General features: G+C 40.8%; 24 protein-coding genes. 21 read left to right on the forward strand and 3 right to left on the reverse strand.

What is annotated here, in order from left to right:
- Positions 1-24 precede the first annotated feature (24 nt).
- The 5 genes from ilvC (at position 25) to AB5754_RS05270 (ending at position 5,360) form a co-directional block, all read left to right on the forward strand.
- Positions 25-1,020, forward strand: a complete 996-nt coding sequence (ilvC, locus tag AB5754_RS05250; RefSeq protein ID WP_368251509.1) for a ketol-acid reductoisomerase — start codon at positions 25-27, stop codon at positions 1,018-1,020.
- Between the two features lie 25 nt (positions 1,021-1,045).
- Positions 1,046-2,302: a threonine ammonia-lyase IlvA gene (ilvA, locus tag AB5754_RS05255; RefSeq protein WP_368251508.1), complete on the forward strand. Its 1,257-nt coding sequence runs from the start codon at positions 1,046-1,048 to the stop codon at positions 2,300-2,302.
- A gap of 170 nt (positions 2,303-2,472) precedes the next feature.
- Positions 2,473-3,516, forward strand: a complete 1,044-nt coding sequence (locus tag AB5754_RS05260) for a hypothetical protein (RefSeq protein ID WP_368259498.1) — start codon at positions 2,473-2,475, stop codon at positions 3,514-3,516.
- 2 nt (positions 3,517-3,518) lie between these two features.
- Positions 3,519-4,775 (forward strand): tetratricopeptide repeat protein, encoded by a 1,257-nt coding sequence (locus AB5754_RS05265; RefSeq protein ID WP_368251506.1) that lies wholly within the window; start codon positions 3,519-3,521, stop codon positions 4,773-4,775.
- A gap of 24 nt (positions 4,776-4,799) precedes the next feature.
- Positions 4,800-5,360 (forward strand): ReoY family proteolytic degradation factor, encoded by a 561-nt coding sequence (locus AB5754_RS05270; RefSeq protein ID WP_368251505.1) that lies wholly within the window; start codon positions 4,800-4,802, stop codon positions 5,358-5,360.
- 176 nt (positions 5,361-5,536) lie between these two features.
- On the opposite strand, the gene AB5754_RS05275 is transcribed toward AB5754_RS05270, so the two are convergent.
- Positions 5,537-6,442 carry a YitT family protein gene (locus AB5754_RS05275; protein WP_311833448.1) on the reverse strand — a complete coding sequence of 302 codons (906 nt, stop codon included), beginning with the start codon at positions 6,440-6,442 and terminating at the stop codon, positions 5,537-5,539.
- 173 nt (positions 6,443-6,615) lie between these two features.
- Here AB5754_RS05275 and AB5754_RS05280 point away from each other — a divergent pair, with 173 nt between their 5' ends.
- From AB5754_RS05280 to rpmG, 5 genes are all read left to right on the forward strand, one after another.
- The gene (locus tag AB5754_RS05280) at positions 6,616-6,951 is read left to right on the forward strand and encodes a nucleotide pyrophosphohydrolase (protein ID WP_311833752.1); all 336 of its coding nucleotides are present in this window, start codon (positions 6,616-6,618) and stop codon (positions 6,949-6,951) included.
- Positions 6,948-8,159, forward strand: a complete 1,212-nt coding sequence (locus AB5754_RS05285; protein WP_368251504.1) for a CCA tRNA nucleotidyltransferase — start codon at positions 6,948-6,950, stop codon at positions 8,157-8,159. Before AB5754_RS05280 ends, AB5754_RS05285 begins: the two co-directional genes overlap by 4 nt.
- Positions 8,159-8,521 (forward strand): thioesterase family protein, encoded by a 363-nt coding sequence (locus tag AB5754_RS05290; protein ID WP_368251503.1) that lies wholly within the window; start codon positions 8,159-8,161, stop codon positions 8,519-8,521. Before AB5754_RS05285 ends, AB5754_RS05290 begins: the two co-directional genes overlap by 1 nt.
- Before the next feature lie 85 nt (positions 8,522-8,606).
- Entirely contained in the window at positions 8,607-9,062 is a 456-nt protein-coding gene (locus AB5754_RS05295) for a hypothetical protein (protein ID WP_368251502.1), read from the forward strand.
- Positions 9,063-9,369: 307 nt separating this feature from the next.
- Entirely contained in the window at positions 9,370-9,519 is a 150-nt protein-coding gene (gene rpmG, locus AB5754_RS05300; protein ID WP_010753318.1) for a 50S ribosomal protein L33, read from the forward strand.
- A gap of 223 nt (positions 9,520-9,742) precedes the next feature.
- Here the strand turns inward: rpmG and AB5754_RS05305 are convergent, their stop codons facing one another.
- A complete protein-coding gene (locus AB5754_RS05305; protein ID WP_368251501.1) occupies positions 9,743-10,669 on the reverse strand; it encodes an ABC transporter substrate-binding protein in 927 nt (308 codons plus the stop codon).
- 172 nt (positions 10,670-10,841) lie between these two features.
- Between AB5754_RS05305 and AB5754_RS05310 the strand changes: the two genes are divergently transcribed.
- The 8 genes from AB5754_RS05310 (at position 10,842) to AB5754_RS05345 (ending at position 16,626) form a co-directional block, all read left to right on the forward strand.
- On the forward strand, positions 10,842-11,639 hold the full coding sequence (locus AB5754_RS05310) for an ABC transporter ATP-binding protein (RefSeq protein WP_368251500.1): 798 nt from the start codon (positions 10,842-10,844) through the stop codon (positions 11,637-11,639).
- Positions 11,639-12,628, forward strand: coding sequence for a FecCD family ABC transporter permease (locus AB5754_RS05315; protein WP_368251499.1), 990 nt, complete (start codon positions 11,639-11,641; stop codon positions 12,626-12,628). The genes AB5754_RS05310 and AB5754_RS05315 overlap by 1 nt, the downstream gene beginning before the upstream one ends.
- Positions 12,628-13,599, forward strand: coding sequence for a FecCD family ABC transporter permease (locus AB5754_RS05320; protein WP_368251498.1), 972 nt, complete (start codon positions 12,628-12,630; stop codon positions 13,597-13,599). The genes AB5754_RS05315 and AB5754_RS05320 overlap by 1 nt, the downstream gene beginning before the upstream one ends.
- 80 nt (positions 13,600-13,679) lie before the next feature.
- Complete coding sequence (locus AB5754_RS05325) at positions 13,680-14,240, forward strand: 5-formyltetrahydrofolate cyclo-ligase (RefSeq protein WP_368251497.1); 561 nt, start codon at positions 13,680-13,682, stop codon at positions 14,238-14,240.
- Complete coding sequence (locus AB5754_RS05330; protein ID WP_311833457.1) at positions 14,241-14,939, forward strand: rhomboid family intramembrane serine protease; 699 nt, start codon at positions 14,241-14,243, stop codon at positions 14,937-14,939. It abuts the gene before it with no gap.
- An 18-nt stretch (positions 14,940-14,957) separates the two neighbouring features.
- Positions 14,958-15,173, forward strand: a complete 216-nt coding sequence (locus tag AB5754_RS05335; RefSeq protein ID WP_311833458.1) for a YqgQ family protein — start codon at positions 14,958-14,960, stop codon at positions 15,171-15,173.
- 26 nt (positions 15,174-15,199) lie between these two features.
- On the forward strand, positions 15,200-16,162 hold the full coding sequence (locus AB5754_RS05340; protein ID WP_368259499.1) for an ROK family glucokinase: 963 nt from the start codon (positions 15,200-15,202) through the stop codon (positions 16,160-16,162).
- Between the two features lie 53 nt (positions 16,163-16,215).
- Positions 16,216-16,626: a rhodanese-like domain-containing protein gene (locus AB5754_RS05345; protein ID WP_311833460.1), complete on the forward strand. Its 411-nt coding sequence runs from the start codon at positions 16,216-16,218 to the stop codon at positions 16,624-16,626.
- A gap of 161 nt (positions 16,627-16,787) precedes the next feature.
- Here AB5754_RS05345 and AB5754_RS05350 read toward each other — a convergent pair whose 3' ends face one another.
- Positions 16,788-16,955 (reverse strand): DUF3042 family protein, encoded by a 168-nt coding sequence (locus AB5754_RS05350; protein ID WP_311833461.1) that lies wholly within the window; start codon positions 16,953-16,955, stop codon positions 16,788-16,790.
- A gap of 195 nt (positions 16,956-17,150) precedes the next feature.
- Here AB5754_RS05350 and AB5754_RS05355 point away from each other — a divergent pair, with 195 nt between their 5' ends.
- Genes AB5754_RS05355 through galT form a run of 3 tightly spaced genes read left to right on the forward strand, consistent with a single transcriptional unit; the run spans position 17,151 to position 20,835 of the window.
- Complete coding sequence (locus AB5754_RS05355; RefSeq protein ID WP_368251495.1) at positions 17,151-18,314, forward strand: galactokinase; 1,164 nt, start codon at positions 17,151-17,153, stop codon at positions 18,312-18,314.
- Between the two features lie 38 nt (positions 18,315-18,352).
- Entirely contained in the window at positions 18,353-19,342 is a 990-nt protein-coding gene (gene galE / locus AB5754_RS05360) for a UDP-glucose 4-epimerase GalE (protein ID WP_368251494.1), read from the forward strand.
- A gap of 11 nt (positions 19,343-19,353) precedes the next feature.
- Positions 19,354-20,835 carry a UDP-glucose--hexose-1-phosphate uridylyltransferase gene (gene galT / locus AB5754_RS05365; RefSeq protein ID WP_368251493.1) on the forward strand — a complete coding sequence of 494 codons (1,482 nt, stop codon included), beginning with the start codon at positions 19,354-19,356 and terminating at the stop codon, positions 20,833-20,835.
- Positions 20,836-20,838 lie beyond the last annotated feature (3 nt).

The following is a 20,838-nucleotide window of genomic DNA, read 5'->3' on the forward strand; positions in this document are numbered from 1 at the left end:
AACAACAATTTGGAGGGAAAATACATGGTAAAAGTATATTATGAAGATTCAGTAACGACAGATGCTTTAGCAGGGAAAACAATTGCAATTGTGGGGTATGGTTCCCAAGGTCATGCCCATGCTCAAAACTTACGAGATACAGGACATGAAGTGATTATCGGCATCCGTCCTGGGAAATCTGCTGATGCAGCCAAAGAAGATGGTTTTGAAGTTTTCCCTGTGGCAGAAGCAGCAAAAAAAGCCGACTTAATCATGATTTTAGCTCCAGATGAAATTCAAGGGGACCTTTACCAAAATGAAATTGCTGACAACTTAGAAGCTGGCAATGCTTTGGCCTTTGGTCATGGATTTAACATTCATTACGGTGTTATCACACCGCCTGAAGATGTAGATGTTTTCCTAGCTGCACCAAAAGGTCCGGGACATTTGGTTCGTCGTACCTTTACGGAAGGCTTTGCGGTACCTGCTTTATTTGCCGTTCATCAAGATGCTACTGGCAATGCAAGTGAAATTGCTTTGTCCTATGCAAAAGGGATTGGGGCGACACGAGTAGGCGTTTTGGAAACGACTTTTAAAGAAGAAACAGAAACAGACTTGTTTGGGGAACAAGCTGTCTTGTGTGGTGGCTTGACTTCTATGATTGAAGCTGGTTTTGAAACTTTGGTTGAAGCTGGCTACCAACCAGAACTAGCTTATTTTGAAGTTTGCCATGAATTGAAATTGATCATTGACTTGATTTATGAAGGCGGCTTTGGCAAAATGCGTAACTCCATTTCCAATACGGCAGAATATGGGGACTATGTTTCTGGCCCACGAGTAATTACCGATGTGGCCAAAGCCGGTATGAAAGATGTCTTAACCGATATCCAAAACGGAAAATTTGCAGAAGGATTTATTAAAGACAACAAAGCTGGCTTCCCAGAATTTAAAGCCATGCGGGAAAAAGCAGCCGGACATCAAATTGAAGCAGTGGGGGATGAACTGCGTAAGATGATGCCTTTTGTAAATAAAAAGGACTAAGCAACAAAGTTAAGGGGGGATTTTTGTGGCATTAGTAACCGATGTACAAGTGCGCCAAGCTTATCAACTGTTGAAAAAAGCAGTGAGTCGTACGCCATTACAATATGACCGGTCGTTATCAGAAAAATATGGGGCGACGATTTTATTAAAGCGAGAAGACTTGCAAAAAGTTCGTTCCTTTAAACTGCGTGGGGCTTACTATGCCATTACGCAATTAAAGTCTGAACAATTGGCCAATGGTGTGGTCTGTGCCAGTGCAGGCAACCATGCTCAAGGCGTGGCGTACACCTGTCAAGAAATCGGGTCAAAAGCGGTTATCTTTATGCCTACTACTACTCCTCAGCAAAAAATATCCCAGGTACGCTTTTTCGGTGGAGCACAAGTAGAAATTCAATTGGTGGGAGATACCTTTGACCGCTCCGCCCAAGCCGCCCGGGAATATGCAAAAGAACATGGGATGACTTTTATTGATCCATTTAATGATCCAGATATTATTGCGGGACAAGGCACGTTAGCCTTAGAGATGATGGCAGATGCAGCATCAGAAGGCTATCAAGCAGACTATGTAGTAGCGGCCATCGGTGGTGGTGGTTTAATCAGTGGTGTGGGAGCCTACGTGAAAAACACCAGCCCTGCAACGAAAGTCATTGGGGTGGAACCTTTGGGAGCAAGTTCCATGCAAGCGGCCTTTGACAATAAAGGACCAATACCTTTAACTAAAGTCGATAAATTTGTAGATGGGGCAGCGGTAGAAGAAGTGGGGAGCCTGACTTATGAGCACGCCTTAGCCTACGTGGATGAATTAATCGCAGTGGATGAAGGGTTAGTCTGTTCTACGATTTTAGATCTTTACAGCAAACAAGCTATCGTTTGTGAGCCAGCAGGTGCGTTAAGTGTAGCAGCTTTGGATTTGATGCAAGAAACGATTCGGGGGAAAACCGTGATTTGTGTCATTTCTGGAGGCAATAATGATATCAATCGCATGGGAGAGATTGAGGAACGCTCGTTAGTCTATGAAGGATTGAAACATTATTTTGTGGTGAATTTTCCCCAACGTCCTGGAGCATTAAAAGAATTTGTGTCACAGGTGTTAGGGCCAGATGATGATATAACAAGATTTGAATATACAAAGAAAATCAATCGGGGGACTGGTCCGGTAGTTATTGGCATTTTGTTAAAGGATCCGAAATCTTTGGCGCAATTGCTTAAAAACTTAGCCGATTTCGATCCAGAATACATTAATTTGCGGGATAATGCCTCTTTGTATACGTTATTGGTGTAGAAAAAATCAAAGAATACTTTAGCCAAGATACCTAGTGAGTTTTAGGTGTCTTGGCTTTTTTTCATTTTTACCATAAAAGATAGGAGAAAATGGCGCTTTTTCCTGAAAGTTAGGGATATTCTTTTGGATTCAATAAGATTAGTGATAAAATTAAGTAAGGAGTGATGGTCATGGAATTGGTTTATGAGAAAAATCACCGGCAGTCTCTGGTAACCTTTGGCGAGCCTTTGAACAAGGCGATTCCAGTTGATTTTGGCAAAGATTGTCACGTAATTATTTTAACCAATCAGAAATACTATGACCGTTCCTTTGAAAAGATTACGCAGTTGTTTCAACAGAGCTTGGATATTGATTGGTACATTTGTCGTAACCAGCTCTATAGCAATAATATGCAAGAGTTTCAAGAGGTATTAGCCTTTGTGGAGCGTTTTTCTAAAAATCAAAAGTATCTTTTTTGTAGCTATGGCAATGAAGGGGTAACGGCTTTAACCGGTTTTTTGGAAAAGACTTCGGTTTTATCCAGTGAATTTTGTTGTTTTAGCGTTTCATTGCGTTCATTAGCCCAGTCTTTGGTCAGTCGTTGTGAACTAGTAGGCATGCAGGGTCAAGGTGTGTTAGCAGTTGAAAACTTGCCGCGCTGGGTCTTTTTTGATCAGACTATGACTGAAGCGCAAGGGGAAGGGAAATTGGTAGATTTTATCCTATTATTGCGCTGTGGTTTAGTTTGTGACAGTCAATTTTTGCAAAATCTCTACCAAAATTTTTCCAATCGTCAAAAGGTGTATAGCCGTTCCTTTGTAAGCTTTGTGCCCCAGTTGGCTCACTTTTATGAAGAGCGCCAAGAAGAGATCGAAGCCTATGGAAAAGTTTTTGAATTGGCTTTTTATCAGACGGATAAAGGGCATCTATTGTCAGCGAATATGAAGCGCATGTGGGGGATTTTGTTTCATTTATTGTGGAATCAGCAAGTGACACCTTTGGACTTGGACGTAGTTAAATTTTTCCAATGGTTAAAACGGATCGGGTTGCCAATGGATTTACCGGAATATTTTTCTTTAACTGATTACAGTATTCAAGTGTTACAAGTTGCCAAAGACTTGCCACCTGCAGGAATTTATCATAAGATTGGCAAGTTAAAAGAAAAAAGACAACCGGAAAGCCCAGAATTATTACGCTTGACGGAATCTTATCAAGAAATAATGGAGCGAATTTGATCATGAATAATTCTTATAGTATTCAAATGTTACAAGCCTTGGAAAAGGAAGATTTGCCGGGAGCTCAAGTTGCTTTACAAGAAGCTTTGGCCCATGATGATAACGATGTTTTGTTTCAATTAGGAGATCAATTGGTGCAAATTGGTTTTTTAGAAGAGGCTAAGGAAGTTTTTCATAAACTTTTAAGCCGCTTTCCGGGCCATGAAGAAGTCTTGTTGGCGTTAGCAGAAATCGCCATTGAAGACGATCAAATCGACGAGGCCTTTACCTATATTGAAGAAGTGACAAAAGACAGCGATTATTATCCACAAGCACTATTGCTTTCAGCGGATTTGTATCAAATGTTGGGAATTCCCGAAGTCAGTGAAGCCAAGTTAGAAGAAGCGGCTAAAATTTTGCCTGATGAGCCCTTGATTCAGTTTGCCTTAGCTGAATTGTATTTTACTACAGATCGCTTTGGTGATGCGGCGACGATTTATCAAATTCTCTTAAATTCTAAAATTACCGAACTTGGGGGGATTCAATTAGAAGAACGTCTGGGTACAGCCTTAAGTATGGAAGGAAAATTTGAAGAATCTTTACCCCACTTAGAACAAGCTTTGAAAGACAGCGATAGTGATGATTTATTGTTCCACACGGCCTTTGTCTATTTACAGTTAAAGGAAAATCAACAAGCCATTTTGTATTTACAAAAATTACGGGCACTAAATCCTCATTATCAATCGACTTATTTGTATTTAGCTGAAGCGTTGCAAGAAGACGAACAATTAGAAGAAGCTCAAGACGTGATTGAAGAAGGAATTCACGAAAACCCTTATCAAGTGGACTTCTATCAGTTTGCATCGGAAAATATCTACCGACTAAAAGATGCCAAAAAAGCTGAAGAGTATTTGCAACAAGCCTTAGAAACCGGTGAAAAACTTGATGAAACCTTGTTTATGCTCAGCAATCTTTATTTAAAAGAAGAGCAATACGATCAAGTAATCACCACCGTTGAACAGATGGAAAATCCCGATGATGCTTTTGCCCAATGGAATTTAGCCAATGCCTACAACCAGTTGGAAGATTTTGACGAAGCGGCCATTCACTATGAAAAAGCGGCCATTGAATTGGATCACGAACCGGAATTTATGAAAGAATACGGGATTTTCTTACGGGACGAAGGACGTCTAAAAGAAGCCCTAAACTTGTTGAGCCATTATTTGGAACATGAACCGGGAGATTTGGAAGTGCAATCCATCATCGATGCCCTGCAATAGTCAAAGAAAGGACAGGTGAGGAATATGGATGTAGATGTTCGGGAAAAGAAAAGCTTTTTGGATTGGCTAATTCAAAATGTGACTTTTAATCGCCGGGAGGTTTCCTGGATTTTAAACTACCTGGCCAATCACGAAGCCATTTTAGCCAATGTCCATTTTGTAGAACACGCAGAAGCCACCAAACGAGGAATCGTCATTCGGGATCTTTCCGTGGTAGGAGAAGCACTGACCTTGTATTTAGAAGGTAAAAGCTTTACCGATAGCGATCAGATTTTCCACGAAATTCGTTTGAATTGGAAAGAGCCCATGTACATTGAATGTTTCTTTGCCAATTCATGGGAGCACCCTAGCTATTTGTCGATTTTAGAAGACAATCCTTATCTGACTTGGAATGAATCGATTGACCAAGAAATTTTGACCGCAATCGAGGACTATCTAGCCGCAGAAGAGCGTCAAGCCCAAGTCCAAAAACTGTACCAACAGATTGACGAAGCCTTGGAAAAAGGGGATAAGGAGACATTTTTCCACCTTTCACAAGAAGTCAATGAAGTATTAGGGGAACCCCAAAAGAAAACCGTGGAATAAGAAAAGCCAAAGGAACTCCTTTAGCTATAATCTCTTAGTCCATAAAAAAAGCGATTCTCGTTGATGAAAAATCAAAACGAGAATCGCTTTTTGAGTAAGCAAATAGTGCAATTGGATTTCATGGAATTTGATAATTACTTATCGGGTATTCCATAAAATCTTGACAAGAAGTTCGGCTAACTAGCTTTCTTTTTTGCAAAAAGTTTTTTCTTAGGTCGTAAGTAAGTGAATCCTTCTCCTTCTACTTCATGGACATTGATCACGGAAACAAAGGCTTGCTCATCATATTCATGGATAATCCGTTTGACCTCAGAGACTTCACGAGCACTGACTACCATGTAAATGATCTTCTTATCCACGCCAGAATAACCGCCTTCTCCGTGGAGGAAACTAACCCCTCGTTCCAATTCATTCATCAGTTTCGGCGCAATTTCTTCAGATTTATTGGAAATCACTAAGACACCTCGAGCAGAATAACCACCATCGAGAATCGCATCTACAATATGAGAAAAGACATAAGAAAAAATCAATGTGTACATCATTCGTTTTAAATCAATATAAGTTAAAGAAGCAGTCAAAATCAAAATATCTAAGAGAAACAAGGTTCGTCCAACCGAAACGCCAAATTTTTGTTCCAAAATCCGGGCGATGACATCACTACCGCCAGTGGTTCCACCCACGCGATAGATAATCCCACTACCAAAACCACCTAAAAGTCCGGCAATTAATGCAGAAATCAATAAATCATGATCTAAATCAATGTTGAAAGGAACTTTTTGCCAAATAAAAAGCCAACCGGATAAAGCAAAGGTGCCGATAATGGTATAAAAAAATGAACGGCGACCAAGAATCCGACCTCCTAAGGCGATGATGGGAATATTTAAGAGTAAGGTGCTCAGGGCTGGATTAATGCCAAAGAGCGCTCGGAAAATCAAGGTAATCCCGGTTACGCCACCTTCTGCCAAATGATTGGGAATGTTTACAAAGACTAAGCCAAAGGCATAAATACACGTTCCTAATAAAATGACAAAAATATCACGACCGATGCGATCTAATTTCAATATAATTCCTCCATTCTCCATGTCTTAGTAGTTACAGACACCCTTGTAAATGTATCATGAATTTTCATTTCTCACAATTGTTCACTGCTAGGAAAAGCGCCCATCTTTTGTTAAGATAAAGCAGAGGCATTCCATTCCTATGAAAGGAGAGCCTAAAGGAGGGACTTGATTTGCAAGAACGTTCATTGGCGTCGATGCAGCAAGAAGTAGATGACTACATTCAACAATTCAAAGCCGGCTATTTTAGCCCCTTGTCTCAAATAGCTCGCTTAACTGAGGAAGTCGGGGAATTGGCTAGAGAAGTCAATCATTATTATGGAGAGAAACCGAAAAAAGCTACGGAAGCAGAAAAAACGGTGGCAGAAGAATTAGGGGATGTACTCTTTGTTACTTTGATCATGGCCAATTCATTAAATATCGACTTAACAGAAGTCTTTGAAGAGAATATGGTAAAATTCAATCAACGGGATCGTTTTCGTTTTGAACGAAAAGACGGCCGCAAACTCGAGCAAGAGGAGCAACAAACATGAAATTAAGGACTTTACCCATTGAATTTCAACAAGCGCTACCGGTGATGGCGCAAATCCAAGCATCTGGCTATGAAGCGTATTTTGTGGGGGGCAGTGTACGGGATGTATTGCTAGGTCATCCGATCCATGATGTGGACATTGCCACTAGTGCATTTCCCGCTGAAATCAAGGCTATTTTCCCGCGTACGGTGGATGTGGGCATTGAACACGGCACGGTTTTGGTTTTGACTGATGAAGAACAATATGAAATCACCACTTTTCGGACGGAATCCACTTATCAGGACTTTCGTCGTCCAGATCATGTTTCTTTTGTGCGCTCTTTAGCCGAGGATTTGAAGCGTCGGGATTTCACCATTAACGCCTTTGCAGTACAAGAAGACGGCACGGTAATTGATTTGTTTGAAGGTTTGGTGGATTTAGAAGCCAAAATTTTGCGAGCAGTAGGAAATCCCCATGAACGATTTCATGAAGATGCGTTGCGCATGATGCGAGGGTTGCGCTTTGTTAGCCAGTTAGGCTTCACTTTTGAAAATGAAACTTTTGCGGCAATTTTAGAGAATCATGCTTTACTGGGAAAAATTTCCGTGGAGCGGATTTTTATTGAATTTACGAAATTACTATTAGGGGACTACCGTAAAGACGCCATTGAGAAATTTGTGGCTACAGAATGTTACCAATATTGTCCCGGGTTACGGGAAAAAGGTGCGGGACTTCTGAGCTTTGCGGCATTACCCACTGAAGTCTTTGCCACGCAAGAAGCTGCTTGGACGGTCTTGTTAGATCAATTAGGACTTAGTGAAGAGCTAGTCGGGCCATTTTTACGCCAGTGGAAAGTTTCCAATGAGTTTCGTCGGACTTGCCGGGAACTTCTCTGGGGCTTACAAAAAAGAAAACAGGCTAGTTTCACACCGATGGAACTCTATCGGTTGCAAGAAAAAGCTTTAGTGGTGGAAAGTCTATTGCCTTATTATGGATTAAAAACCCATTTTGCCAATGTAAAAGCAGGCCTTGAAGCATTGCCGATTCATTCACTAAGCGAGTTAGGGGTAAACGGCCATGATTTATTGCAACATTTTCAAAAGAAACCTGGAATTTGGCTCAAAGAAGTATTAGCCTATTTGGAACAAGCAGTGGTAGAAAAAAATTGCCAAAATGAAAAAGTACCGTTGCTAGCATTAGCGACGGCCTATTTAAAGGAGCAAGGATAATGGAACAAACATTTGCAAAAGAATATACAGTTACAAAGGAAATCACAGCAGAAGCATTAGGCTCTGGTGGCCTGGCTGTTTTAGCTACTCCGGCCATGGTGGCCATGGTGGAAAACGCCTGCTACGAAGAGTTACAACAAGAACTGCCAGAAGGAAAAACTTCAGTAGGAGGTTTTTTATCCATTGAACACTTAGCGCCTACTGCAGTTGGGGCGACTGTTACCGTACGAGTAGCAGTGTATGAACATGCGGGCACAAAAGTTGTCTTCTCTTTCACGGTTTATGAAGGAGAAAAACTAGTAGGCAAAGGCAATCATGAACGCTTCATTGTAGAAAAAGAGCGTTTCTTGAAAAAACTCTAAAAGGGAGTAGGAAGTCATTTTCGTGTGAACTACTGCGACTTTGTGCTACACTAAATGAGTAAAGTCATTTTAAGGAGCGATGAGTATGTCAAGAGAAATGAAAGCGTTAAAATTCCATTTTCGCAATGGGGAAACTTGGACCATTGAACGTCGATATATAGGGGATTTGTGGATTAAGCAAATCACCACAAGCTTTGGTCGTATTAACGGCAGTAGCTTTGTGGAAATCCATCCTTGTGCTGGTTTCAAGATTGAAATCTACCAAGAAGGCGATCACGTAGCAACCCAAGACATTAACTTAGGTGGCCTGGAATTAGGCATGTTTAACCGGGCATTGAAATACCAAGATATCGAAAAAATGGAAATTTTATTCCAATCCGGCAAGCCTGATATGGTCTACTTCCCATATAAAGATTTGGATACAGAAGGTTTGGACAATGAATATCAATCTACGCGGATATCAGAAAAGACCAAGAGCCTTTACATCGTAATCAATCCAGAGCAAACTGTAGATGAAGTCTATGCAGACCAATTGAACTAAGTCGAATATGGAGAAAGCCGAGGGTTAATGATGATCCTCGGCTTTATTTGTAGTGATTGGTTAAGTTGGAACGATGATGCAAATCACCTTTTTTTAGCGAATAAAGGTGCAGACAGTTATCTTGAAGCAAGAGAGAGCCTTTGATTTAGCGAGATAGCATTATTCTAGTTTTTTTGAAGTTTCTTTCGTCAAGTAAAACTACTTAACAAAATTGCTAAAAAGACTAGCCAGAAAATAGAATTCATGGTATTATAATTTGGTCTGAGAGAAATCTTAGTTGGATTTTAGTAGCAGGGGAGGGAATAAAATGCGCGTAAACATCACATTAGAGTGTACTTCTTGCAAAGAACGTAACTACTTAACAAGCAAAAACAAACGTAACAACCCTGATCGCTTGGAAAAGAAAAAATATTGCCCACGCGAAAGAAAAGTTACTTTACATCGGGAAACAAAATAAGCTTTGTTTGAACCCTTTGAGACTACGGTTTCAGAGGGTTTTTCTTTTTTTTGACCCAGTTTTCCCAAAAAAAGCATTTTTTTACTCAGAAGAAGCGGAACAAAATGTTTTTTTGATAATGACATCATGACAAAAACGCGTCGATAGGGGGTATCGACGCGTTTCGGAAATGAAAAGTATTTTTGGAATGAGTAAAGAATAGTCTCGAAAGCTTAATTGAAGATTAATTTAATTTTTCTTGTACATCTTCCACCATTTTGGTGTATGCGATGGGACCGTTGTAAAGCCAGCTTTTTTCAGGACCAAATTCCCAGACTTGCTGATTTTTTACCGCAGGAATGTTTTGCCAAATTTCATCTTGGAACATTGCAGCACCTTGATCGGAGTTTACTAAAATCAAATAATCAGCATCTAGTTGGGCTAATTTTTCCAAGGAAACTTGAGACCAGTCGGAGGTTGCTGATTCGCTGATTTCAGCGGTGAGGTTAGGTACGTCAAAACCTAGTTGATTGTACAAAAGGTCACCACTAGAACGGTCTTTTGCCACCATAAAGGCTGTGTTATTGGTAACCCATAAAACGGCTACGGAATGTCCTTCAATCTTAGTAGCCAATTTAGACTTCGTTTCTTCAATCAAAGAATCATAATCTGCTAAGACTTTTTCAGCTTTGGATTCCTTTTGTAAGACTGTTGCAATATCTGTTAATTTTTCTTCCCAAGAGATATCTGAACCATTTTTTACTACATAAGTTGGCGCAATTTTATTGTATTCATCATATTTACCACCTTCTACAGTGGCATTGTCCCCAATCAATAACAAATCAGGTTCGAATTCTAAAACTGACTCATAAGGGAGGTCGTAATTGATTGTAGGGATATCTTTTAGTTCATCTTGTAAATAGCCTTGGATCGAGCCGGAGCCAACTGTCCATTGCGCCACCGGTTTTTCATCCAGTGCGACAAGATAGTCTTCTAAATAGCTTGCGATAATCCGTTTGGGGTTGGCGGGGATTGTCACTTTGTGGTCCAGATTATCTGTGAGGGTAATGTCGTTAGCACTTGTGCTTGTTTTGGTGGTGGAATCGGTATTGCCGCAAGCAGATAATAAAGCTGTAATCAGTAGTAAGGGAATCAAAGCAAATCGTTTCATATCAGAAAAATTCCTTCCATAATTAATTGAGAATGATTATCAATTGAAAGAATAACAGATTAATGCCCATTGTCAATATGAAAAATAAGCCTTAGATTTTGGATTTGTGTTGACGAATCATTTCGGAGTAGTCATAATTGAAAATGATTATCAATTGGAAGAGGGCAGAAAAATGACACAGCTAAAAGCTCATAACTTATCTGTAAGTTACGAGAAGCGCCGGATTATTCAAGAATTAAATGTTACTCTCCCAGAGGGGAAAATCATTGGGTTGATTGGACCTAATGGCAGCGGTAAATCGACTTTTTTAAAAGCCTTGGCGCGTATTTTGACACCAGAGGCAGGGCAAATATGGTTGGATGATCAACTAATTGAGAAGTATCCTTCTAAAGAAGTTGCCAAAAAAATTGCCATGTTGGCCCAAGGTTCAGTGGCTAATCTTGTCCTTAGTGTTAAAGAAGTGGTGAGCTATGGTCGCTATCCTTATGTTAAGGGCTTTCGACAGCTGAGTTTAGCTGACCACCAACAGATTGAGTGGGCATTACAAGCTACCGGTTTAACTAAGCTGGCAGATCGAAATATCAATGCTTTATCCGGGGGACAACGCCAGCGGGTTTGGATCGCCATGGCGTTGGCTCAAGATACGGAGATTTTGATACTAGATGAGCCGACTACCTATTTGGATCCAGCCCATCAACTAGAAGTTTTGAACTTATTGGAAGAAATCAATCAAAAAAATCACAAGACTATTTTGATGTCTATTCATGATTTGAATTTAGCTTCTCGTTTTTGTGATTATCTGTATGGTATGAAGGATGGGCACCTAATTTTAGAAGGGAGTCCTAATGAAGCTTTGACCAAAGAAGGGATGGCTCAACTATTTGGGATTGACGCTGAAATAGTTCAGCTGCCTTCTGGTAAGCCGGTAATTTTAACCTACGAAATCCAGGCAGAGGTAGGTGAAGTTTAATGCAGAAGCGCAGTCTATTTTTTTTGCTAGGAATTTTATTAGCTGCCCTTTTAGGCTTTTTTTTGTGGAGTCTTTTTTGGGGAGCAGCAGAGATACATTTTGAAACGGTGCTCAAAGCACTGACTGATTTTGATTCTGGAAATCAAGAACAACAGATCATTCGCAATATTCGCTTGCCACGCTTGTTGACGGATTTGTTAATTGGTGGCTCTTTTGCAGCGGGGGGATGTCTGATTCAAGGGGTGACTCGTAATCCACTAGCTGACTCTGGTTTGTTGGGAATTAATGGAGGCGCGGCCTTGGGGTTGGCTTTAAGTTTTGTATTTTTTCCGACAGCTAGTGCCAATAGTGTGGCCTTGTTTTCTTTTTTGGGGGCTTTAGTGGCGACGTTGTTGATCTTTTGTATCACTCAATTTAGCCAAAATGCTCGTAGTGAAGTAGGACTGGTTTTAGCTGGGGTCGCCATTAGTGGCTTTTTTCAAGCGGTGAGTCAAGGGCTAGGCTTGTATTTTAATTTACAGCAAGATCTAGCTTTTTGGTTTATCGGCGGAACGGCCAATGTCACTTGGCAACAACTTTTGACCGTAAGTCCGCTGATTGGCGTAGCATTGTGTTTTAGTTGGCTTTTGACTCGGGAAGTCAATATTTTGTTATTAGGTGAAGAGACCGCAATTAGCCTAGGGAGAAATCCTGCTTTAATCCGAGGAAGTGTTTTATTTTTGGTAATGGTAATGGTTGGTGGCAGTGTTTCTCTAGTAGGGCCAGTCAGCTTTGTAGGCTTGTTAGTTCCTCATGTCATGAGACATTTTACTGGAAGTGATTACCGTCTATTATTACCCTTTAGTTTTTTAGGTGGTGCTTTGTTAGTCTTAGTGGCTGATTTTGCTGGACGTATGATTAATCCACCTTTTGAAACGCCCTTTGGCATTTTGTTATCGGTAATTGGCGTTCCCTTTCTACTGTATAAAGTTTGGCAGGTGACAGACTGATGAAAAAAAATTATAGTTTGGCTTTTTTGTTGCTGTTAGTGGTTTTTATCATAAGTCTTTCGTTAGGACAGCGGATGATAACCTTGCCTGACTGGTTGAGCTTAATTAGTGGCAAGGCCAGTCGTAGCTTGAATTTGACTTTCTGGAATTTTCGCTTGCCCCGTAGTTTGGTAGCTCTTTTATCCGGGGCTGGTTTGGCTTTAAGTGGTTACTTGCTTCAAGGGGTGACCCGCAATGAATTGGCAGATGCCAGCTTTTTAGGGATTAATAGCGGGGCGGGACTTTTTGTTATGCTTTATTTAGGTTTATTTGCCCAAGGTTCACCCTTTCTTTTACCTGTACTTGCCGTAGTAGGAGGGCTTATTAGTGCGATTTTAGTCTATTTCATTGCTTTTGCTAGTCGCGTAAATGGCTTATCCATGAATAAGTTGTTGCTTTCTGGGATTGCGGTTAATGCGGGAATGGGGGCTTTGACGCTGCTGTTGACCATTAAAATTGCCAAAGAAAGTTATCAATTTGTGATGAGTTGGTTGGCAGGGTCAATTTGGGGTGTAACGTGGGAACATGCAGGAATTCTGTTTGTCTGGATTAGTTTTCTAGGGGTGCTAGGGTGGTGGCGCCAACCTGTTTTACGCTTATTGAGTTTGGGGCGAGAAAATGCCTTGAGCTTAGGTGTGGCAGTCGATCGTGAACAAACTTATCTATTGGCAATTGCGGCGATGTTAGCCTCTGTTTCAGTGGCGTTTTCTGGGAATTTGGCCTTTCTTGGTCTTTTGGCTCCCCATATTGCAAAAGCGCTAAGTCGCAATTTTTCTTATTCTATGACGGCTCTTTGCGGGGGCATTATTGTATTATTAGCAGATACCCTAGGACGAATGCTTCTTACCAATGGTGAAGTGCCCGCAGGAATTTTGATAGCTATCATCGGTGCTCCTTATTTCTTAGTCATCCTCTTGAGACGTAATTTTTGAGGAAATCTCCCTATGTTTGCCATTTAAGCTTTTTTTCGTTACTATTTTCATATGAATGTATACTACTGGAGGTGTAGCGGTTGGAAAAAGCAGAATTGCGTAAAAAAGGCCAAGCCGTTTTAAAGAAACTCAGCCAACAACCTAAGCGCAAAGAAGATAAAGAATTGATAATCCGTCAGCTGCTATTTGCCAGTGAAGCTTGGCAAAAGGCACAAACAATCGGTTTAGTGCGTTCTACAAAAGAGGAATTTAACAACGAGCTGATCTTTTTCCATGGATTTGCCCAAGGAAAACGTCTGGTAGTACCAGAAGTGCTACCTCAGCGACAATTACTCTTTCATGAGGTGGGATCTAAAAGTATCTATGCTAAATCAGCTTTTGGTATTGAAGAGCCTGTAGATAAGCAGCCAGTACTCAAAGAAGAAATTGATTTGTTGCTAGTGCCCGGGTTATTATTCTCACCTGAAGGGTATCGCATTGGCTACGGTGGTGGTTACTATGATCGCTTTTTAACTGATTTTTCTGGGAAGACGATAAGCTTGGTCTTTCAAGAACAGCTGGCAAGTGGCTGGCAACCAGATACGTTTGATGTACCTGTTCAGCGAATCATTACGGATTGCTTAGAAAAGAGAGGAAACTAGATGAATCAGACCATCAAGCAAACAGTGAAGCATTGGCGCACAGGCCCTTATATCACGTATAGTTTAATTGCGATTCAAACCATTGTCTTCTTATTAAATTATTTGCTACCAACTTTACAACTACAAGAAAAAGGGGTTATGTTTGGTCCTTTTGTAGCCTACTATCAACAATACTGGCGTTTTATCACGCCGATTTTCTTACATTTTGGTTTGAGTCACTACGCCATTAATTCGATTGTTTTATATTTTATAGGCCAACAAGTAGAAGCTTTGTACGGCCATAGTCGTTTTTTATGCCTGTATTTGCTCAGTGGCGTGTTAGGCAATGCTTTTAGTTTTGCCTTTAATACAGCAGGGATTCAGTCTGCAGGCTCTAGTACCGCTATATTTGGGATTTTTGGTGCTTTCTTGATTTTGGGAATCTATTTTCGTCGCAATCCGGCAATTCAAGGAATGGTGCGACAATTTGCCTTATTTGTCTTGTTAAGTCTGGTCTTTGGCATGTTTGATCGCTCCATTGACATTTGGGGACACGTGGGCGGCATCATTGGTGGGCTTTTATTAGGCAATACGATTGCTTTACCCAATAATCCTGGTCGTTACTCGATTCATACCCGAATTCTTACCGGTTTTGTTTATGGATTTCTTTTTGCAATTTGTCTTTTCTATGGTTTAAAAAAATACGGAATACTTGTATAATGGTTAGGTGTGTTGAAAATGGAAAGTCTTTATGATGTACAACAATTATTAAAGCGTTTCGGTATTATTGTCTATGTGGGCAAACGAATTTGGGATATTGAGCTTATGCAGATTGAACTAAGAAAGCTCTATGATAGCAGCTTAGTGGATCGAGATACGTATATGACTGCCTGGCATATTCTCAGACGGGAGCATCACATTGAAGAAGGCCGAGAAGCGCAAAAAGAGGAATAGAGTAATCAGAACAGGAGTGTAGCAAAATGGACAAAAAGATTATCGGCATTGACCTGGGTGGGACGACAGCGAAGTTTGCGATTATGACCCTAGAAGGTGAGATTCAACAAAAATGGAGTATTGAATCCAATGTATTAGATGACGGCAGTCACATTGTTCCCGATATTGTGGAGTCAATTAATCATCATTTAGGATTATATGGTATGCAGCCAGAAGATTTTATCGGCATTGGCATGGGGACTCCAGGTAGTGTGGATCAAGAAGCAGGAACCGTAATCGGTGCTTATAATTTAAACTGGACAACTTTACAACCAGTACGGGAACAAATTGAAACGGGTACAAAGATTAAACTAGCCATTGACAATGATGCCAATGTGGCCGCACTAGGTGAGCGCTGGAAAGGTGCTGGAGAAAACAATCCAGATGTTATCTTTATCACTTTAGGCACTGGTGTTGGTGGTGGGATTGTAGCTGCGGGACAACTACTGCATGGCGCTGCTGGCTGTGCTGGGGAAATCGGTCATATTACTGTAGATCCAGAAGGTTATGAATGTACTTGCGGCAAGCGGGGCTGTTTAGAAACGGTTTCTAGTGCTACTGGTGTGGTACGGGTAGCTCGGACGTTAGCAGAAGAATACGCTGGGGATTCTGAATTGAAACAACACCTTGATGATGGGGAAGACATTAGCTCAAAAGATGTCTTCGAACTTGCCCAAGCAGATGACGCCTTAGCGTTAATGGTGGTAGACAAAGTTTGTTTTTATTTAGGTCTTGCTTGTGGGAATCTAGGAAATACATTAAACCCAGCAAGTATCGTCATCGGTGGTGGCGTTTCTGCGGCTGGAGAATTCTTACGTAGTCGAGTGGAAAAATACTTTAACCAGTTTACCTTCCCTCAAGTTCAAGAATCTACTAAAATTAAATTAGCTGAATTGGGCAATGAAGCAGGTGTGATTGGCGCCGGTTCATTAGCGTTACAATTTGCGTAAATGAAAAAATTACTTTAGCTTTTCGCTAAGGTCAAATGAGGAAGGAATTTGGCATGAAGGTATTAGCAGCAATCAACACCATGTGGGTTATCAACGGCATTTTGGCCTTGATTTTATTAGGAATCGGACTTTATGAATTGTACATTTACATTCAAGGTCGTCGTTCTTCAAAAATGTTAACAGAAGAAGAGTTCAAAGAAGGCATGCGCAAAGCTCAAGTTTTAGATGTGCGGGAACGGGATGAATTTAATGCAGGACATATTTTAGGCGCTCGGAATATTCCTTATTCTGTCTTGACGAATTCCTATAACAGTATCCGTAAAGATCAACCGATTTATCTTTACGAACGGAAAAAAGCTTTGGCTGTCCGTACTGCGATTAAATTGAAAAAACAAGGTTACCAAGATATTTACATCTTAAAAGACGGCTTCACCGAATGGACGGGAAAAACAAAATCAAAATAAAAGTAAGTTTATAGCGACTGCCAAAAGTTAGATTTTTAATCTAGCTTTTGGCAGTTTTTTTTGATGGGAGAATTGAGTCCGCGAAAAAGAGGGAACGAATTTTTTCAGTCAAACAAAGTCTAAAAAAAACCTCGAAGTTTCCTTCGAGGCGTAAGCTACTATTAGCGAGCGACACGTTTGCGCATAGCTTTTTTACGATTTTCTTCAATCATAGCTTCTTTTTCATCGATGGGGTCGATGACTTGTTTTTTTACAGCAACGGCAAAACCCGCAGCAGCTGCCACAGTAGCCAAAGTGCCTACTACTAATCCGGAAACGAATTTTTTCATATTGATTCACTCCTCTTGATTATTTGCTTCTCTGTTTATTATGGAACAAGCTTCTCAAAATGGAAAGGAAAAACCCTTAAAATCGGCAATTCTACTAGGAAAAAGGGATTCTTTTAAGATTTGATTCTTCTCTTGAAAATATTTAGTAAATATTGTAGAATGAATTTACTAAAATACAAAGAAGAGGTGTCCATCATGGAAAAAGACTTGCAAGGGATTTTCCAAGAAAAATTTGCTGAGAAAGCTACAGGAGAATATTTTGCTCCCGGACGAATTAATTTAATTGGAGAACATACGGACTATAATGGAGGTTATGTTTTTCCGGCCTCAATTACCATCGGGACTTATGGCTTGGCAAAAAAACGTGAGGATGACCGGGTGCGCTTGTATTCCGAAAACTTCCCAGAAAAAGGCGTGATTGAGTTTTCCATTCATGATTTGGAATTTCGTAAAGAAGACGATTGGACTAACTATCCAAAAGGCATGATGAAATTCTTGAAATCCGATGGGTATACGATTGCTAGTGGCATGGATATTTTATATTATGGTACAATTCCCAATGGTGCCGGTCTTTCTTCGTCTGCTTCCATCGAATTATTAACTGGGGTAATCTTAAATGACCTTTTCGACTTAAAGGTAAAAATGATTGACCTTGTTGAAATTGGCAAACGAGTAGAAAACAAGTTTATTGGTGTGAATTCTGGTATTATGGATCAATTTGCCATTGGAATGGGCAAAAAAGACCATGCGATTCTTTTGGATACCAATACGTTGGAATACGAATTGGTACCCGCTGAGTTTGGGGAATATGTGGTAGCTATTATGAATACGAATAAACGTCGGGAATTAGCCGATTCCAAGTACAACGAACGGCGAGCGGAATGTGAGGAAGCCCTAAGTCGTCTGCAAACCAAATTATCCATTAAATCATTGGGAGAATTGGATGAAGCAACTTTCAATGCTAACAAAGACTTAATTGGAGATGAAATCTTAATTAAGCGGGCCAAACATGCGGTAACGGAAAACGAACGGACGCTAAAAGCGAAGGCAGCCTTAGTTGCGGGCGACTTGGAAGCTTTTGGGAAATTGTTAGATGCTTCTCATGCGTCTTTGCGAGATGATTATGAAGTTACAGGTGTGGAATTGGATACGTTAGTGGCAACGGCTCAAGTGCAGCCGGGAGTTTTAGGAGCACGCATGACGGGCGCTGGTTTTGGTGGTTGTGCCATTGCGTTGGTACACAATAGCCAATGGGAAAACTTTGTGAACAACGTGAAATCTGCTTATGAAGAAGTCATCGGCTATGAAACAGATATTTATCGGGCATCGATTGACGATGGGGCACGGAAGTTAGGCTAAGCAATCTAGACATAGGAAACCAAAAAGGAGGAAAAACAATGGCAATTTTAGTATTAGGTGGAGCGGGTTATATCGGCTCCCATGCAGTGGATCAATTAATTAATAAAGGATATGAAGTAGTGGTAGTGGACAGCTTGTTTACGGGCCACAAAGCAGCGGTTCACGAAAAAGCCAAATTTTATGAAGGGGACATTCGGGATAAAGAATTTTTGAACAATGTCTTTGAACAAGAAACAATCGACGGTGTCATGCACTTTGCGGCTTTCTCATTAGTGGGCGAATCTGTAGAAAAACCATTGATGTATTTTAATAACAACGTCTACGGCATGCAAGTTTTATTAGAAGTCATGAAAGACCATGATGTGAAGCACATTGTCTTTTCTTCCACTGCCGCAACTTATGGGGAACCAGAAGTAGTACCGATTTCTGAAGATATGCCTACAAATCCTAAAAATCCTTATGGCGAAAGCAAATTGATGATGGAAAAAATGATGAAATGGTGCGACAACGCCTATGACATGAAATACGTGGCATTGCGTTATTTCAACGTAGCGGGAGCGAAATCTGATGCTTCTATTGGCGAAGACCACAATCCGGAAACTCATTTAGTTCCGATTATTTTACAAGTAGCCCTAGGACAACGGGATTCTCTAAAAATCTTTGGAGATGACTATGCTACACCAGATGGCACTTGTATCCGGGATTATGTGCAAGTAGAAGATTTAATCGCCGCTCATATCTTAGCCTTGGAATACTTGAAAGCCGGTAATTCCTCTGATGCCTTTAACCTTGGCTCTAACGATGGCTATTCCGTAAAAGAAATGCTTGATGCCGCTCGTGTGGTGACGGGTAAAGAAATTCCCGCTGAAATCGTTCCTCGTCGGGCAGGGGATCCTGCTCAATTGGTTGCTTCTAGTGAAAAAGCGCGCAACATTTTAGGTTGGACACCAGAATACACTGATATTAAAGAAATTATTCGTACCGCTTGGAATTGGCATGTGAGCCATCCTCATGGCTACGAAGACTAGGAGGCAGTTTCATGACACTGAGTCAAACTATTTTTGATTTCACCACCTTAGCCATTCATTTTGGTGGCTGGATGGATATGGATCGTCTCTACTTGCAAAATCGTCTTCTAGGCTTGATTGGCGAAGACGCTTTAGGTGAAGTGGAAGTGAAGTCTTGTGAACGGACTTCGGTGGAGTTATTGGATGAACTAATTGCCCAAGCCAAAGAAAACGGCGTAATTGGCGATACTTTAGCTGAAAAAGAAATTTTGGAAGCCCAAATTATGGACTTAATGACGCCACCACCTTCTGTAGTCAATGCTTTGTTTGCTCAACATTATGCCAAAGACCCTAAAGAAGCTACCGATTATTTCTTTGAGTTGTGCAAAACCAATGACTATATTAAAACTCGGGCCATTGCCAAAAATATCCTTTTTCCTGTAGAGACAGAATATGGCACATTGGAAATCACCATTAATCTTTCGAAACCAGAAAAAGATCCCAAAGAAATTGCCGCTCAACGCAATAGTGTTTCTGTAGATTATCCGAAGTGTATGCTTTGTATGGAAAATGAAGGCTACAAAGGACGGTTGAACTATCCGGCCCGCACCAATCACCGGATTATTCGTATGAATTTAGACGGGGAGGCTTGGGGCTTCCAATACTCTCCTTATGCTTATTACAACGAGCATTGTATCGTGTTAGCGGCTGAACATCGGCCAATGAAAATCAATCGGCAAACTTTTGAACGCTTGTTGAAAGTGATTAAAGTCTTGCCTCATTATTTCGTAGGCTCTAATGCGGACTTGCCGATTGTAGGCGGCTCAATTTTAAGCCACGATCACTATCAAGGTGGTCGTCATGACTTTGCCATGGCAAAAGCACCAGTGGAACGCAGCTTTGACTTGTCAGGCTTTACCCAAGTCAAGGCTGGCATCGTCAAGTGGCCGATGTCCGTGATTCGTTTGCAGTCAAAAGAAACAGCGCAATTAGTGGCAGCTAGTGAGTTTGTTTTGGAAGCTTGGAAGGGGTATTCTGATCCTAGTGTGGACGTCAATGCCTACTCAGCAGATGGCACGCCGCATCATACGATTACGCCGATTGCCCGGAAAAATGGGGAATTTTATGAGATGGATTTAGTCTTGCGAGATAACAATGTCTCTCAAGAATTTCCAGAAGGGATTTTCCATCCCCATCCAGAAGTGCAACACATTAAAAAAGAAAATATCGGTTTAATCGAAGTGATGGGATTAGCAGTCTTGCCACCGCGTTTGGCCACTGAGTTAGTAGAAGTGCAAAACTATTTATTGGCTAGTGACAATCACATTGCTGATTACCATCTTCCTTGGGCAGAAGAATTGAAAGCTCGCTATCAGTTCACTGCTGAAAATGTTCAAGAAATTGTTCAAAAAGAAGTCGGTTTGGTCTTTGCCAAAGTTTTAGAACATGCCGGCGTCTTTAAACGGGATGAAGCTGGTCAAGCTGCTTTTAGTCGGTTTATCGAAAGTTTGTAGTAA

Origin of the sequence: Enterococcus sp. 2201sp1_2201st1_C11_2201SCRN_220225 (assembly GCF_040925905.1) — a bacterium.
GTDB lineage: Bacteria > Bacillota > Bacilli > Lactobacillales > Enterococcaceae > Enterococcus_C > Enterococcus_C asini_A.

Coding starts and splice junctions, on each gene's coding strand:
- AB5754_RS05260 (WP_368259498.1), top strand. CDS start 2,473: ATGGAATTGGTTTATGAGAAAAATCACCGGCAGTCTCTGGTAACCTTT.
- AB5754_RS05310 (WP_368251500.1), top strand. CDS start 10,842: ATGACACAGCTAAAAGCTCATAACTTATCTGTAAGTTACGAGAAGCGC.
- AB5754_RS05290 (WP_368251503.1), top strand. CDS start 8,159: ATGGAACAAACATTTGCAAAAGAATATACAGTTACAAAGGAAATCACA.
- AB5754_RS05295 (WP_368251502.1), top strand. CDS start 8,607: ATGTCAAGAGAAATGAAAGCGTTAAAATTCCATTTTCGCAATGGGGAA.
- AB5754_RS05335 (WP_311833458.1), top strand. CDS start 14,958: ATGGAAAGTCTTTATGATGTACAACAATTATTAAAGCGTTTCGGTATT.
- AB5754_RS05355 (WP_368251495.1), top strand. CDS start 17,151: ATGGAAAAAGACTTGCAAGGGATTTTCCAAGAAAAATTTGCTGAGAAA.
- AB5754_RS05330 (WP_311833457.1), top strand. CDS start 14,241: ATGAATCAGACCATCAAGCAAACAGTGAAGCATTGGCGCACAGGCCCT.
- AB5754_RS05340 (WP_368259499.1), top strand. CDS start 15,200: ATGGACAAAAAGATTATCGGCATTGACCTGGGTGGGACGACAGCGAAG.
- rpmG (WP_010753318.1), top strand. CDS start 9,370: ATGCGCGTAAACATCACATTAGAGTGTACTTCTTGCAAAGAACGTAAC.
- AB5754_RS05345 (WP_311833460.1), top strand. CDS start 16,216: ATGAAGGTATTAGCAGCAATCAACACCATGTGGGTTATCAACGGCATT.
- AB5754_RS05265 (WP_368251506.1), top strand. CDS start 3,519: ATGAATAATTCTTATAGTATTCAAATGTTACAAGCCTTGGAAAAGGAA.
- ilvC (WP_368251509.1), top strand. CDS start 25: ATGGTAAAAGTATATTATGAAGATTCAGTAACGACAGATGCTTTAGCA.
- galE (WP_368251494.1), top strand. CDS start 18,353: ATGGCAATTTTAGTATTAGGTGGAGCGGGTTATATCGGCTCCCATGCA.
- AB5754_RS05285 (WP_368251504.1), top strand. CDS start 6,948: ATGAAATTAAGGACTTTACCCATTGAATTTCAACAAGCGCTACCGGTG.
- AB5754_RS05275 (WP_311833448.1), bottom strand. CDS start 6,442: ATGGAGAATGGAGGAATTATATTGAAATTAGATCGCATCGGTCGTGAT.
- AB5754_RS05270 (WP_368251505.1), top strand. CDS start 4,800: ATGGATGTAGATGTTCGGGAAAAGAAAAGCTTTTTGGATTGGCTAATT.
- AB5754_RS05305 (WP_368251501.1), bottom strand. CDS start 10,669: ATGAAACGATTTGCTTTGATTCCCTTACTACTGATTACAGCTTTATTA.
- AB5754_RS05315 (WP_368251499.1), top strand. CDS start 11,639: ATGCAGAAGCGCAGTCTATTTTTTTTGCTAGGAATTTTATTAGCTGCC.
- galT (WP_368251493.1), top strand. CDS start 19,354: ATGACACTGAGTCAAACTATTTTTGATTTCACCACCTTAGCCATTCAT.
- AB5754_RS05350 (WP_311833461.1), bottom strand. CDS start 16,955: ATGAAAAAATTCGTTTCCGGATTAGTAGTAGGCACTTTGGCTACTGTG.
- AB5754_RS05280 (WP_311833752.1), top strand. CDS start 6,616: ATGCAGCAAGAAGTAGATGACTACATTCAACAATTCAAAGCCGGCTAT.
- AB5754_RS05320 (WP_368251498.1), top strand. CDS start 12,628: ATGAAAAAAAATTATAGTTTGGCTTTTTTGTTGCTGTTAGTGGTTTTT.